This window comes from Bacillus sp. OTU530, from assembly GCF_038440375.1.
This window is the reverse complement of record NZ_JASATP010000005.1, coordinates 196,422-210,068: the sequence shown is the minus strand read 5'-3', so window position 1 is coordinate 210,068 and position 13,647 is coordinate 196,422. Positions and strand designations below refer to the sequence as shown.

The window sequence follows — 13,647 nt, the reverse complement described above, 5'->3', positions numbered from 1 at the left end:
AGAACATCCGCTTCACTATTCGGTTTTCCCACTTACATATTTATCCAACATTACTTTACTTGTTGTCATTATGTTTTCTGGGAAGGATTGAATATCAAAATATCTAAGTTCTTTACTCTCTTCATCAAGTCTAATCTCTCCAGTGATATCAGAAGAATAGTAACAAATAATAACATTATATACTTGATCACCATTAGGGTATTCATAATACATTTGGTCCCCTGAAAAAATATGAAAAAGCTTTAATTCCCCCACCGTTAACCCTGTTTCTTCAAAAATCTCTCTTCTCGCTGTATCCTCAATCGTTTCACCAATTTCCATAAAACCACCCGGTAACCCCCAGTCGTTTGTATCTGTTCTATGCTGCAACAGAATTCTGCCTTCAGTATCGAGTAAGATCACACCTGCAGCAGTTAATATTAATGGACGAGTTCCTACAGCAGATCTTAATTCTTGAATGTAATTCATGTTAAATCCTCCTATGACACTAACCTCAGTTCAATTTTATGAATACCTTTTTAACTTTTCGCCTCTTATTAAGTTTTCATCTATTCTCTTATAGACAACAGCAGTTTTGGCAACAAAGTCATGGATAGCGCGTCTATCTTTTCGAAATATCACCATAAAAATACTGATCACATATGTAGTTCCTAATGTAAGCATACCTAATCCTACTTTTCCAATAAATTCTCGAACTAGCATTGTACGAAAATTCAGCTGTTTTCCGTCTATCTTAATCAATTTTAACCCTAATACAAGCCTACCAATTGTGCCACCTTTTAAAATTAAAGGTATTAATGCGAAATAAATCCCATCAATCCATAGGGATTTCCAGCCTTTATAAAATGTATCAGAGTGATTTGCCGTAAGAAAAAAGGATATAGTGACTAATACTGCTGTTACACAAAACACATCTATGACGATTGCAGAGAATCGCTTTCCTACGCTTGCAAAACACATTGTCTGTTGGATATTCTGCTGTCTAACTACTACATATTTAGCCTTAGCATACATATACTGAAATCTCCTTATATAGCTTTTCATTCTTAATAATTCTTTAGAGAATACATTTATGTTAAATTGTGCATTGGAATAAATGTAAATAACTCCCTTGTAAGTGTACGCTTTTTATGTCTAATTAGCAATATATAGATTTATTCAAAATAAAAACCGCTCACCCATTGGCAAGCGGCATACATAAAAGTGGATAAAGCTTTTGCTTCATTCAGCTACTTCGTGTGCTCAGTCGTGCAGGACCCATGACCCAAATCGTACTTAAGCGTTGATCATTGCATTCAGGATAGGTTTTACTCTCTCGTCCTTTATCTCATAATAAATCTCTAAACCTTTGCGCGTTCCTGAAATAATCTTGGCAGTCTTTAATTTTGATAGATGTTGACTAACTGTACTTTGCGGCGCTTCAAGCTCTTCGTAAAGAGAGGTTACATTTGTTGGTCCTTTTTCAATCATAAATTTCACAAGCGCAATTCGTGCAGGATGGGCTAATACCTTTAAAATTTCCGCACTGTCATTAAACTTTTCAATGTTCATTCTACTACTCTCCTAACTTTATTTATCGACTATAATGCAATAATATTCGAAATTTATGAAGAAAGTATGAAATTTTCCTAATAACTTTTTTATTCAACCTCTAATCTTATACTTTCTTACAATGCAAAAAAGCACCTGATTTCCACCAGATGCTTCAAAATAATTCGGTTTGGTAATATAACCCTTAAGCACTAACTACCGCATTAAGGATATTTTCTACCCGTTTGTCCTTTACCTCATAATAAATCTCCAAACCCCTACGTGTTCCCGAAACAATCTTAACAGATTTTAATCTTGATAAATGCTGGCTAATGGTGCTTTGCGGCATTCCGAACGCCTCATAAAGGGTAGTTACATTTACCGGACCTTTTTCAATCATAAAATTCACAAGCGCGATTCGCGTAGGGTGGGCTAATACTTTTAAGACTTCTGCCCCATCATTAAATCTTTCAATTTGCATATACATTCACTCCTCTAATTTTTCTTTCCCGTGAACGGCAGCTGGCTAGCTTGATAGCATTCGCTATTTTAGCCCCTAAAGCTTTGCGTCCCAAGTTTTCACAAGGTTTGCCCTTAATAATTATAATTTTTTGTCGAGTTTTAGTACAGAGAAAAATATTACAAAATTTTTATAACTGGTTCTAAAAAAATAGCAATTAACACGGAACTTTACACATTCTATATATTTATCTTAATATTTTTTTCGTTTTCTCCAAAAGAAAAAAGCATTCACTATATGAATACTTCGTATTATTATAATGAAGTTAAGTTGAAATGTATAGGTAAAACCAATGAAAGAACCGATTAAACAAGGATACGGTCTAGACAAAGTATACAGTTACAAAGAGCACCCTGATAAAATTTTCGTTACTTATAACCCTTGAGATAAAGAATAATAATAGTTAGAACTATTACTCCTATCAATAATAAAGAACCGATACCTGAGCTATACACAATATATATCTTAATATGGAGGATAGCATTCACAACAAGAACTATTGACAAGAAGATACACAAGAAAATGATGATAGGCATATTTTTATTTCTATTCAAACCAAACAATCCCTTCACAGAAGGTTATTTATACATTAAGGAATAAGAAATTAAATCATAAAGATTATTAGAAATTAGAGTAGAAAATTGTAAGTATTATAGCAATCACCATTATATATTTTAGTCCGTTATAAAACACTATGTTAACCAAGTCTTGTATTATTATAGAAATAACAAAATATTTTTTATGTGACTAAACTTGAATAAATATTTTACCGCCGGCACTTCCTCCACAAACTTAACCTTATTAATTATTAATCCGATAAAAATTTACACTTGATAAAATTTATGATTGGTATTATTATCTTTATTAAATACTTTTATATTATTTTTGTTAAATTATTTTGAAACGGAGGGAATACAATGCATTGGTTTCGTCTAGTCCCTGTTATTTTCTTTTCTTTATCAGCATTGTCATTATTTACATTTCAATTTGGCGAAATAATCCATTCCATTCAGGAATTAATTGGATTTTATAAACAACAGCAATAAAAAATAACTCAAATCCCCTCACACAGATTTTTTTTTGAAAATCAGTCATATGTTGCAGAGAAGGGCATTAGCCCCTCTCCAACGAAGCCTTGTCCGTTTTTTCCAGCTCTTTATTTTTTAACTTGCCAGTTATAATAACCAAAATTGCTAATGTAACTGGAATAATAATATGCCCTAAAGGAAATTTGCTCTCCACAAAACGGGCAATCACTTTATCGTTTAACATCATTTCTCCGGCCGTATATCCAAGTAGAGCTGCACCTAATACAATAAGGATGGGAAAACGATTCATTAAATTCATTAATAGTTGACTACACCAAATGATTAACGGGATACTAACAGCTAATCCGATTATAATGAGCAAAAGGTTTCCTTCTGCTACTCCTGCAATCGCTATGACATTATCAAGACTCATTACTAAGTCCGCCATAATGATGGTTCTAATCGCCTGAACCATACTGCTGCTACCTTCAAGATCTTCTCCCTCGTCTTCACCATCTATTAGCTTAACCGCGATCCACAGTAATAAAATTCCTCCTACGATTTGAAAGTAAGGGATCTGCAATAACCAAACCGTCACAAAAGTAAGGACTATCCGTAAAGCAATAGCACCAAAACTCCCCCAAAAAATTGCTTTTTTCTTCTTATTTTCAGGAAGATTTCGACAAGCTAATGCAATCACAACTGCATTGTCACCGCTTAGAATGATATTAATAAAAATGATTTTAACTAAGTCTACAAACAACCCTTCTATCAACTTCAATTCCTCCAATGAATCGTGCTGTAATTCTATTTTTCACTTGTAGCAACAAACTTATCTTACGACCAACATATTTCACATCCTTGTGAAAGTAATGCCTAACATAACTAGTTGCAAATACACTGATAATCCAAGGCATATTTAACTTGCCCTGAATTCTATTTATTAACCGTCCATTATCAAATGTCCATAGCCTGCGAGTCTTTTCCGCCAGCATGAGGTACACAGAATATAATCTCCGCATTCATCCGCTCGAAAAGATTACTCCTTTCTCTTCATCGTCGCCTCCCATTTCCAGCGCGTCATTTGTTGTATCTTCCTTACACATCCATACCCGCGCTTTCTCTATCCAGAATGAAGAGAGAGAAGCACATTGTGAATTGGACGGTAATGTGGGATTATGTCAAACTTGACATGTATGCAATATACAAATGAATAACTTAGAAAGCACAGAATGTAAAACATATTAATAAAAGAACAAAACACCACTCCTAAAACATTTATCATATACTGAAAAAGGTATTACCAAACTTCACAGAGTTTATACATTAAGATTGTAACTTTCAATATATAAAGGGTCCTTACCTTTTGTTAGTGGAATAAAAATATTGGGAAAGTAGGCGAAACAATGCCTTCAATTGTTAAAGGAATTGTAATAAGCAACATTGACGTCACTGGTGCTTTTAACATAGGAGATACTTATGAGGTAACACCAATATCAACTGAAAAGGGCTATCATGGAGCTGGATCATCAAATACTGGATATTCTGTAAACACATTTAATGGTGTTAGTAAAACAAATATAGGAAATGCTAATAAATCTGATGAAAACCAAACATTTACTCTATAAGTATTCGTAAGTCACTTGAGACTAGTCCGATCGCAAAAAAATCTAAACCCTTGACTTCCTGTATCAAATGTTATGTTAAAACACATATAGCCATGTAGTCCCGCATTGCAGGATGAAGCTGCACAAAAGTTTGAAGATTTGCTATTTAAACGTGTACAATGAAAAAGCCAAGCTACAATCATATTTCGCACTGTGAATAATCTCAATGTGAGCAAATCAAAAAAGGGGGACTTTTTATGGAATTTATTATTACTGAAAGCGCAGAGGAACAACTTAAAAAGCTTAATATAGTGCCACTTTGCCTGCGTATTGATATTCAGCCGGTAGGTACATGCAGCGCTGTCGTCGATATCGACCTAACTCTAGATGAGCGACAACATGATGATGTTATTTTTGAAAAAAACGGACTCACCATCTTGGCGAATTCCTTTGCAAGGGACTATCTTGGAAGCAAAGTAAAGCTAGATCATGTAGCTGCCTTTCGACTTACTACACCAAACGAAACACTTGCCTATGGTTTATCTGTAAAACGTAAGTAAAGTGAAAATGAACGCAAAGAAATGAGTTTCTATACGGCTGCATATAAGCAAAAAGGTAGTATATCCATTTCTAAAAAACAATGCCCCCTTTCCTACTGAAACAGGGGGTATTGTTTTAGCTACTGTATACCGTCTCAAATCGGCGAGGCAATGCCTTTTCTATGTTTACTTTACACTATTTGCTTACCGGAATATAATTCACGAATTTCTCATCATCCGCTAGCCAACAAGTGTAGTGTCGCTTTATAAAGCGTTCTGCTTCTTCAAATGAAGGAAATTCCTTCTCCAATTTATTTTCTTGGTGAATAATTCCCCATTTTTCATTTAGAGGATGAATGAAAATCAATTCTTTTTCATGATTTTGATACAGTGAACCATGCTCAGACTGTTTTAGGTTACGTGTATTTTTAGGTGCATCTTCCTTTACAGCAGGAAGATGGAATATATTTGTCACATACACACTAAATGCCTCTTCAGTAAGAGGACAGCCAGATGCCTTCACATGACCGCCACCGCCAAAAAGGCCGGCGATTTCCGAAACATCTACACTATCATGAATGGTCCGAAATCCTACTTTCTTCCCTCCCATGTTTACAATGGCAATGTAATCCAAATGCTCGTATTCCTTTCCTAACTCATTACCAAGCTCTGAATGATACGATTCAGCGTGTACAACCCCAACACAAAGATCATTAATCGTGGTTTGTATCAGTTCGCGCTTTTTCTTGCGCACATATCTTTTAATTTTTTCCTGTTCCATCTCTAACAGCTTTTCTTCAAAGTCATCAAACTGAAATGATTCAGCAGCCTTTAGACGCTCAACCATCTTTTCTTCGAATTCCTCTATCGAGAGCAAATAAAGAAGATCGTTCAGCATTTTTGCCTTTAGATTCTGATGCTTTTCCCATTCCCAAGTATCATATTGACGTACGAGTTCCACAAATTCAGCAGCAGCAGTTGATGGCTCCAAAAAGCCTTGATTTACTAGAAACTCATAAAACAATGAAGTTGCACATGCCAATCTGTCATCCTCGTACTTCACCTGTACAGATGCCCACTCATGTTTATTTAAATGCAAGGCTGTTTTATGATGATCTAACAGTCTTGCTTTCCCTCCTCTATGTACAAATTCACTTATTCTCGCTTCATTCTCCTCATTCACAGATAAATCCGTAATAAATAACTGGTCTTCTAACCGAGCTGTGTCTAAAAAACGGCCCACTCGATCGTTCAAGCCCGCAATCGAGTTATAGCGAACCTCAATCTCGTTTCCAAATGCCAGCTTTGCTACAATGCCGCATCCGATACCGTCTAGATCGTTATGAGAGTATACATGATACATGAGTTCATCTCCTTGTTTTTCCTTAGTATGGTTTACAGTAGGTTGGAATATCAATACAGATAGTTTCTATTATAATGCACTTTCCATGCTGCATTGTATATAATGCTGTTCTTATTCAAAAGAAAAAGTACATGCCATCAGGACATGTACCTCAAGAACTCAATCGCTTATAGGAAAATTTCAAATCAAACGAGAAATGGTATGCTGTTTGTCTCATTCCGAAACAACCCAACAACCTGTAAAGTGCATTAAAAACACCTTAAAGATATCATATCCACTTCTATCCTGTCAATTTGTACTTTTCGTGCAGGTTTGCTTACAAGATTACGTTTAATAAGCAACACTTGGTTGGGGAGCAGCTATTTTGAGATGCGAAAATTTCGACAAATGGACAAAAGCGTAGTATGATTAGAAATGGTGGAAATTTACAGAAAGAGAGGAGAAAAGAATGATGATCATCCAAAAGCCAGAAAGAGAAGAATATATAACTTATTATCAAAAATATGTAGATGCTATTTTAGAAGGAGATTTATGTTCCCTACTAACACGTCAAGCTGAGGAAATCATAACATTGCTTGGGACAATTTCAGAAGAACAAAGCGGCTATCGCTATGCTCAAGGGAAATGGAGCATAAAGGAAGTACTTGGTCATATAACAGATACCGAACGTATTATGAGCTATCGCCTTTTACGGATTGGGCGTGGTGATACAACAGATCTGGCTGGCTTTGATGAAAATGTATATGTACAGCACGCTTCTTATGAACGACTCTCTATGCAGCAGCTCCTAAATGATTTTTCTGCGGTGCGGCATGCGACTATTTCACTTATTCGTATACTTCCTGAAGACGCGTGGACGAGAAGCGGAACAGCAAATGGCGGTCCTGTGACTGCGCGTGCACTTGCTTACATTATTGCTGGACATGCGCTCCATCATGCAACAATCCTCCAAGAAAGATACTTACAGGCATTGTAAAATAAAGAAAACTCGCGCTGATTGGCGAGCCCTGCTCTTGGGCGAAGACAGAGGCGTAGTTGCACTTATACTGTATTCCTAAAATTACCCGCTACGTCGAATTCACTTCTAGCTGGGAATTTTTACTTTCTTACAGTGCAAAAAAGTAAAAATAAGCTGACTGAACGGCTCATAATTCGCCTGTTCAATCAGCTTATTTTTACACAGAGGAACAAGATAAAGTCCGCATATGCGGACTTTATCTTGGAAGTCTTATTGGAAAATACGAACTGCAGCTACACCTTCAATGCTGCGAATTCTAGTTGCGATATCATCTTTAATTGTCGCATCAAAACTATTATCAATATCAATAACTGTGTAAGCATAACCGCCTTTGCTGCGATTAATCATATCGGCAATATTAATACCGTGCTCAGCCAAAGCAGCCGTCATTTGTCCAACCATGTTTGGAACATTTTTATGCGCAACTGTAATACGCTTTTGTCCAAAGTAAGGAAGCTCAACATTCGGATAGTTTACAGAGTTTTTGATATTTCCTGTTTCTAAATAATCACGCATTTGTCTTGCAGCCATAATTGCACAGTTCTCCTCAGACTCAAGCGTGGATGCGCCAAGGTGAGGAATTGGAATAACATTTTTCATACCAAGAACATTCTCGTTCGGGAAATCTGTTATATAAGAACCAAGAATTCCTTCTTCTAATGCCACTCTTAAGTCCTCTTCATTCACAAGCTCACCGCGTGAGAAGTTCATAAGGCAAACACCTTTTTTCATTAAGCCAAATGCTTGTGCATTAATGCTTTCCTTCGTTTGCTCTGTAAGCGGAACGTGAATTGTAATAAAGTCACATGTAGAGAAAATTTGCTCAATGCTAAGAGCACGCTGCACTTGGCGAGATAATCTCCATGCTGTTTCTACGGACACATATGGATCATAGCCGATTACTTCCATATCTAATGACAATGCATCATTTGCAACCAATGCACCTATTGCACCAAGACCGATAATTCCAAGCTTTTTGCCTTTGATTTCTCTACCTACGTATTCTTTTTTGCCGGCTTCTACAAGCTTTGGTACAACATCACCTTGTCCTTGCAATGATTTTGCCCAAGATACGCCCTCTAACAAATTACGGGATGATAAAAGCATACTTGCTAGTACCATTTCCTTCACCGCATTTGCATTTGCGCCAGGAGTATTAAATACGACAATTCCTTTTTCCGTACATGTATCTACTGGAATGTTATTAACGCCCGCGCCCGCGCGCGCAATCGCCTTTAGGTTTTCTGGCAACTCCATGTCATGCATATAATAGCTGCGAAGCAGGATGCCATCTGGTGACTCGCACTCTTTTTCAATTGTATAACGTTCATTCGAAAATATATCAAGACCGCAGGAAGCGATATTGTTTAACGTTTGAATCTTAAACACGAGCAAATCCCCCTATCGATTGTTCCGTTCGAATTCCTTCATAAATGCCACTAGCTTTTGTACTCCTTCTACAGGCATCGCATTATAGATACTCGCACGCATACCGCCAACGGAGCGGTGGCCCTTCAACGTCTCTAAGCCAGCAGCCTTTGCTTCTTGAACAAACTTTTTATCCAGCTCAGCTGAAGGACTTGTAAATGGAATATTCATGAGAGAACGATATTTTGGTGCGACAGGTGATTGGAACATTTCAGATTCATCTAAAAAGTCATACAACAGCTTCGCTTTTTCACGATTGATTTTCTCCATTGCTGGAATACCGCCAAGATCCTTTAACCATTCAAATACAAGCTTCGCCATATAAATTGCAAACGTTGGAGGTGTGTTATACATTGATTCGTTATCAGCATGTATTTTATAGTCAAGCATTGTCGGACAGAATGCCGGAGCATGACCAATTAAATCTTCACGGATGATTACGACTGTTACACCTGCAGGACCAATATTCTTTTGCGCACCTGCGTAAATCAAACCAAACTTGGAAACATCATACACTTCAGACAAAATATTAGAAGACATATCCGCAATGAGCGGTACATGGCCTGTATCTGGAATTTCTGCATAGCAGGTTCCTTCAATCGTATTGTTCGTCGTAATATGAACATAGTCCGCCTCAGGATCAAACATAGAACGGTGCAGCTCTGGAATAGTTGTAAAACGATCTTGTTCAGAAGATGCTACAACGCGCGCCTCTCCATACTTCTTTGCTTCAGAAGCTGCTTTTTTCGACCAAGAACCTGTGTTTACATAGTCAGCCTTCTTGTTACGGAATAAGTTTAGCGGAATCATAGAAAATTGTAGAGAAGCGCCACCTTGCAAAAACAGCACCTTATAATTTTCTGGAATATTCATCAACTCTCTTAAAAGAGTCTCCGCTTCTGTTACAATATTTTGGTATACACCAGAACGATGGCTCATTTCCATCACGGACATACCAGTACTTCCAAGTGAAACTAGCTCTTTTTGCGCTTTTTCCAATACAGGAAGTGGTAGCATTGATGGACCGGCAGAAAAGTTATACACTCTTTCCATACCATTCCCTCCCCCTTCATCTAGAAACTGTCAAGTTTTCGTAATGTTTAAACTTTCTGAATTATACCCTACAAAAGCCGCCTTGGTCAATGAATTCCGAACTTTTTTGTCAACACGCAATGGAATCGTTTGCAATTACAGTTATGCTATACGAAATAGTTAACAAATGATTCCATTTCATTATCTTACTATACCTACCTCTCTTCTTGTTATTCACTATAAAAACAGCAGGACATTATCCTAAGTTTCACCTTTTATAAATTCCCATAATACATTACTATCTATGTATACTTTTTTCCACCTATCCATTTTGCAATAAATTATGCTAGAAAAGCCTACTGTGAACAGCTGGCTTTTCTAATATACACCGGATCCTAATTGAATTGTTCGCAAAAGGTTCATAATTAAAAATAATGCTTGTCCAATCTTGGGCTCTAACTGTTTTACTGCCTCTTCATTATAATAACCTTCAAAATCCTCAATATTCATAATGTGACGGCGACCTGCGTATAAAGGCGGCATTGGCAGTTGCAGTTGTCCCTCCTCGTTCTTCACACAATCTGACAACAGAAATAACGAGCTTTGAATCGAAAAGTCCTCCTGCACAACCATCAATATTAAATTGTATCTAGGAAAGGAAACAAAAACAGAATCTCCGGTTTTAATTGCCTGCATCACAGCATCTCCGATAGCCTCCATCAATGCTTGATTGTCTTCTTCTGTGAGCAAATTGTTCGATTGAAAAGTTTCGGACATATCGTTCCCCCTGTTTGTAGGTTATACATCTGAATAGATAACTAAAAAACGTTTACAATCATTGTATCATTATTTAATTATAGCTGCACTAGCATCCTGTAGAAATTCAAGGCCCTTTCCCTAAAAATCTATTTTTGCTTGTGTTTCGTACCCAATATAATGTAAAGGTAGTTTCTCTCAAGGCAAACTACCCTAGAGTTTCTACACAAGATTCGCTTCCTAAGAGACAGAATATATAATGAAGAAATAAGGCATAGGTGTAATAAAAAGCTAGGGGTCCCCTAGCTTTTTAACTTTCCTTCAAATGTAATTCGTCTCCCGCACGGCTCTATGACCAGCTCCCCATCTCGTTCCACTTCCTGAAAAACCGGCTCCTCCGTGCGTCGTGCTGGGATATATCCTTCTCTTTCCATTCTTTCAATGCAGCTTGATATCGATTCATCCGGCTGCACTTCAAATTTTTTCTTTTTTGGCATTACTTGCAAATCATTCACCCCCTTTCTTTATCCTTCCCCTTCTTCATTCCATTAAGAAGAGATACCACTTAAAAGTTCTCCCGCTTATGAATAATTGGATACGGGAAACGGCTCATACTAATCCATACATTTAGAAAAGGGATGAGCCAGAGCTTATTTCCAGCATCTATAACAGCCGCTGCCATCCTGTCCGTTAACGGCTGCTCTCAAAGCTCTATGTATTGATAAGCCCATAAGGCCTTCGCTGATATGCAAGAGCGTACCCAAACAAAATCCGTATAATCTTCAGCACAAAAAATAGCTCCACATATTCCCTTTTGACAAGTAAATTCAACCATGATAATCTATACCTTGTCAAAAAGCGAGTCTTTTATGACAGAAACAGCCGGCACCTTTTGGCGAAGGTGTCTTTTTATTTGAATAAAACACTACACACTCAGCACCATTTTGTTAGACTGCTTTATGCAGTCTTTTCTTTTTTCTCTTATCATGCCGTTTCAAATACTCACTTTCCCCTCTGATATTCCCAAACACTTAGGTTATATGCCCTTACAGTTTAGCCCATACTACATATGTATCTCATACAAGGGAGGCATAGAATATGCAAAAGAATGCAAGAGGTCACGTTCAAGATTCATGCAGCGCGCTAGAACAAGCAAGAAGCTGCCTACAGAATGCACTACAAACAGTAGAAGAAGCCGACAACCGTCAGCGCATTGAACAATCTCTTCACTCTGTTGAGAGCGCACTTCAACAATGTGACAGTACAGCCCAAATTTTATCACAAAAATAAGACAGGCAGCACAAATTATCCTTTTTGAAGAAAACTCGCTAAATTTCTGACTACGTCGAATGACTTGTAGCTAGAAGTTTATACTTTCCTACAATATAAAAAACGCCCGATCCCCAAACAGGATCGGGTGTTTTTTATGAATAGGGGCGTTTAAGCATTTTCAATACTCTGGCTGCTTCCCGCGAAAGATGCCCTCTTCTTTTTTTTCTATACTCGCACATCGCAATATAACACGCAATGCTTGCATTATTCTTACGTTTCCTCATGCGTTGTCATCCTCCTGTGCCCATCATATGAAAAGGCCTAGGAATTTGTGACTTTAAAGAAAATTCGCTGATTGGTGAGCCCTGCCCTTGGGCGAAGACAGAAGCGTAGTTGCACTTATACTGTATTCCTAAAATTTCTCGCTACGTCGAATGGGCTCCCTGCTAGAAATTTATACTTTCTTAAAGTGTAAAGAAACCTCGCCGACTGGCGAGCCCTGCCTTTGGACGAAGACAGAGGCGTAGTTGCACTTACACTGTGTTCCTAAAATTTCCGACTACGTCGAATGACCTTCTAGCTGGAAATTTATGCTTTCCTACAGTGTAAAGAAGATAGTTTGGCTATGAACGGCCATAAAGCTCCAACAAATCAGACCCTCCTGAAGCCTAACATAAAACTGCCTTCTCACTTATTTCAGCAAGAAGGTATGGTATCTATTCACAGCTTGTTTACCATAAGCAAAATGACAAAGAAGAAGTAAACAGAGTTCGCAATTTCTAAAGTACCGACCTTTAAGACCGGCATATTCTTGCCATAAAACAGGATGGCCCGCACAAGACTTGGTACGAATGCAATAGCTAGTGCAGGAGAAAGCATAATCATCCCGATGATTAACAGCGCATGATAGCCCCACGAAACGATTCGATAGATTGGGTTATGCTTCTCACGGAGCATCGTTTTCACATAAAATGTACTTCCAACAAAATAACAGAAGCATAAAGTGAAAATCCACCATGCTGTTTGGTTAAGGATGCCCGTTCCAAAATAATAACTCATCATACCGCCAGATGAAAATGTAATAATAGCAGCGATATCATTTAGCAGCGCTCGCTCATTCTTAGTTATTGCAAAACATACATTCACAAGAAACAATGGAAGCATTATAACTGCTGCATATACAATTCGCCATTCATGCATAAGTGAAATACTACCAAAAATAAGGGCCGCCACAAAATAAGTAAGAGCCCATTGCAGCAGATGCTTCTTACGTCTCTGTTTGATATACATAAGAAGCGGATATGTACCTAAATAAACAAACAACCATGCGAGCAGTAAAGGAAGGTGATATAATGTAGGACTTCCAGCAGCGATGCCGATAATAAACGGGATAAACAACATAGCCCAAGCTCCGTGTTGGGTCGGGATAATCGGTTTCATGTAAACTGCCACCTCAAGTCATTTCGTTTTATATATGTTCATTATATCACCCAACCATAATGTTCCATCCTCCAGAAAATGAAGATTTTATGTCAGCGCGTAAGCAACATCCAA

The 13,647-nt window shown here is 37.6% G+C and carries 16 protein-coding genes and 1 riboswitch; of the genes, 5 read left to right on the top strand and 11 right to left on the bottom strand.

The window, feature by feature from the left end:
- Positions 1-15 precede the first annotated feature (15 nt).
- The 4 genes from AAHB12_RS05755 to AAHB12_RS05740 form a co-directional block, all read right to left on the bottom strand.
- Positions 16-468 (bottom strand): NUDIX hydrolase, encoded by a 453-nt coding sequence (locus tag AAHB12_RS05755; protein ID WP_342044608.1) that lies wholly within the window; start codon positions 466-468, stop codon positions 16-18.
- A gap of 36 nt (positions 469-504) precedes the next feature.
- The gene (locus AAHB12_RS05750) at positions 505-1,014 is read right to left on the bottom strand and encodes an RDD family protein (RefSeq protein WP_165350657.1); all 510 of its coding nucleotides are present in this window, start codon (positions 1,012-1,014) and stop codon (positions 505-507) included.
- A gap of 261 nt (positions 1,015-1,275) precedes the next feature.
- Positions 1,276-1,551, bottom strand: a complete 276-nt coding sequence (locus AAHB12_RS05745; RefSeq protein ID WP_129726181.1) for an ArsR/SmtB family transcription factor — start codon at positions 1,549-1,551, stop codon at positions 1,276-1,278.
- 184 nt (positions 1,552-1,735) lie between these two features.
- Positions 1,736-2,017, bottom strand: coding sequence for an ArsR/SmtB family transcription factor (locus tag AAHB12_RS05740; protein WP_129726180.1), 282 nt, complete (start codon positions 2,015-2,017; stop codon positions 1,736-1,738).
- A gap of 27 nt (positions 2,018-2,044) precedes the next feature.
- A riboswitch (cyclic di-GMP riboswitch) is annotated at positions 2,045-2,133 on the bottom strand.
- Between the two features lie 834 nt (positions 2,134-2,967).
- Here AAHB12_RS05740 and AAHB12_RS05735 point away from each other — a divergent pair.
- Positions 2,968-3,096: a hypothetical protein gene (locus AAHB12_RS05735; RefSeq protein ID WP_281278866.1), complete on the top strand. Its 129-nt coding sequence runs from the start codon at positions 2,968-2,970 to the stop codon at positions 3,094-3,096.
- Between the two features lie 67 nt (positions 3,097-3,163).
- On the opposite strand, the gene AAHB12_RS05730 is transcribed toward AAHB12_RS05735, so the two are convergent.
- Positions 3,164-3,850, bottom strand: coding sequence for a TerC family protein (locus AAHB12_RS05730; RefSeq protein WP_342044629.1), 687 nt, complete (start codon positions 3,848-3,850; stop codon positions 3,164-3,166).
- 634 nt (positions 3,851-4,484) lie between these two features.
- Between AAHB12_RS05730 and AAHB12_RS05725 the strand changes: the two genes are divergently transcribed.
- A complete protein-coding gene (locus AAHB12_RS05725) occupies positions 4,485-4,706 on the top strand; it encodes a spore germination protein (RefSeq protein WP_342044607.1) in 222 nt (73 codons plus the stop codon).
- A 236-nt stretch (positions 4,707-4,942) separates the two neighbouring features.
- The gene (locus AAHB12_RS05720; protein ID WP_165350656.1) at positions 4,943-5,245 is read left to right on the top strand and encodes an iron-sulfur cluster biosynthesis family protein; all 303 of its coding nucleotides are present in this window, start codon (positions 4,943-4,945) and stop codon (positions 5,243-5,245) included.
- Between the two features lie 175 nt (positions 5,246-5,420).
- Here the strand turns inward: AAHB12_RS05720 and AAHB12_RS05715 are convergent, their stop codons facing one another.
- Positions 5,421-6,587, bottom strand: coding sequence for a DHH family phosphoesterase (locus tag AAHB12_RS05715; RefSeq protein ID WP_342044606.1), 1,167 nt, complete (start codon positions 6,585-6,587; stop codon positions 5,421-5,423).
- A gap of 448 nt (positions 6,588-7,035) precedes the next feature.
- On the opposite strand from AAHB12_RS05715, the gene AAHB12_RS05710 reads away from it, so the two are divergent.
- Positions 7,036-7,563 (top strand): DinB family protein, encoded by a 528-nt coding sequence (locus AAHB12_RS05710; RefSeq protein ID WP_342044605.1) that lies wholly within the window; start codon positions 7,036-7,038, stop codon positions 7,561-7,563.
- Between the two features lie 252 nt (positions 7,564-7,815).
- Here AAHB12_RS05710 and AAHB12_RS05705 read toward each other — a convergent pair whose 3' ends face one another.
- The 4 genes from AAHB12_RS05705 to AAHB12_RS05690 form a co-directional block, all read right to left on the bottom strand.
- Positions 7,816-8,994 carry a phosphoglycerate dehydrogenase gene (locus AAHB12_RS05705; RefSeq protein WP_129726176.1) on the bottom strand — a complete coding sequence of 393 codons (1,179 nt, stop codon included), beginning with the start codon at positions 8,992-8,994 and terminating at the stop codon, positions 7,816-7,818.
- A gap of 12 nt (positions 8,995-9,006) precedes the next feature.
- Positions 9,007-10,086, bottom strand: a complete 1,080-nt coding sequence (gene serC / locus AAHB12_RS05700) for a 3-phosphoserine/phosphohydroxythreonine transaminase (RefSeq protein WP_129726175.1) — start codon at positions 10,084-10,086, stop codon at positions 9,007-9,009.
- A 357-nt stretch (positions 10,087-10,443) separates the two neighbouring features.
- Positions 10,444-10,842, bottom strand: a complete 399-nt coding sequence (locus AAHB12_RS05695; RefSeq protein ID WP_129726174.1) for a hypothetical protein — start codon at positions 10,840-10,842, stop codon at positions 10,444-10,446.
- Positions 10,843-11,123: 281 nt separating this feature from the next.
- Positions 11,124-11,318, bottom strand: coding sequence for an NETI motif-containing protein (locus AAHB12_RS05690; RefSeq protein ID WP_446715519.1), 195 nt, complete (start codon positions 11,316-11,318; stop codon positions 11,124-11,126).
- A 601-nt stretch (positions 11,319-11,919) separates the two neighbouring features.
- Here AAHB12_RS05690 and AAHB12_RS05685 point away from each other — a divergent pair.
- Positions 11,920-12,111 (top strand): hypothetical protein, encoded by a 192-nt coding sequence (locus AAHB12_RS05685; RefSeq protein ID WP_129726173.1) that lies wholly within the window; start codon positions 11,920-11,922, stop codon positions 12,109-12,111.
- Positions 12,112-12,813: 702 nt separating this feature from the next.
- On the opposite strand, the gene AAHB12_RS05680 is transcribed toward AAHB12_RS05685, so the two are convergent.
- Positions 12,814-13,533, bottom strand: coding sequence for a YwiC-like family protein (locus AAHB12_RS05680; RefSeq protein ID WP_342044603.1), 720 nt, complete (start codon positions 13,531-13,533; stop codon positions 12,814-12,816).
- Between the last annotated feature and the right edge of the window lie 114 nt (positions 13,534-13,647).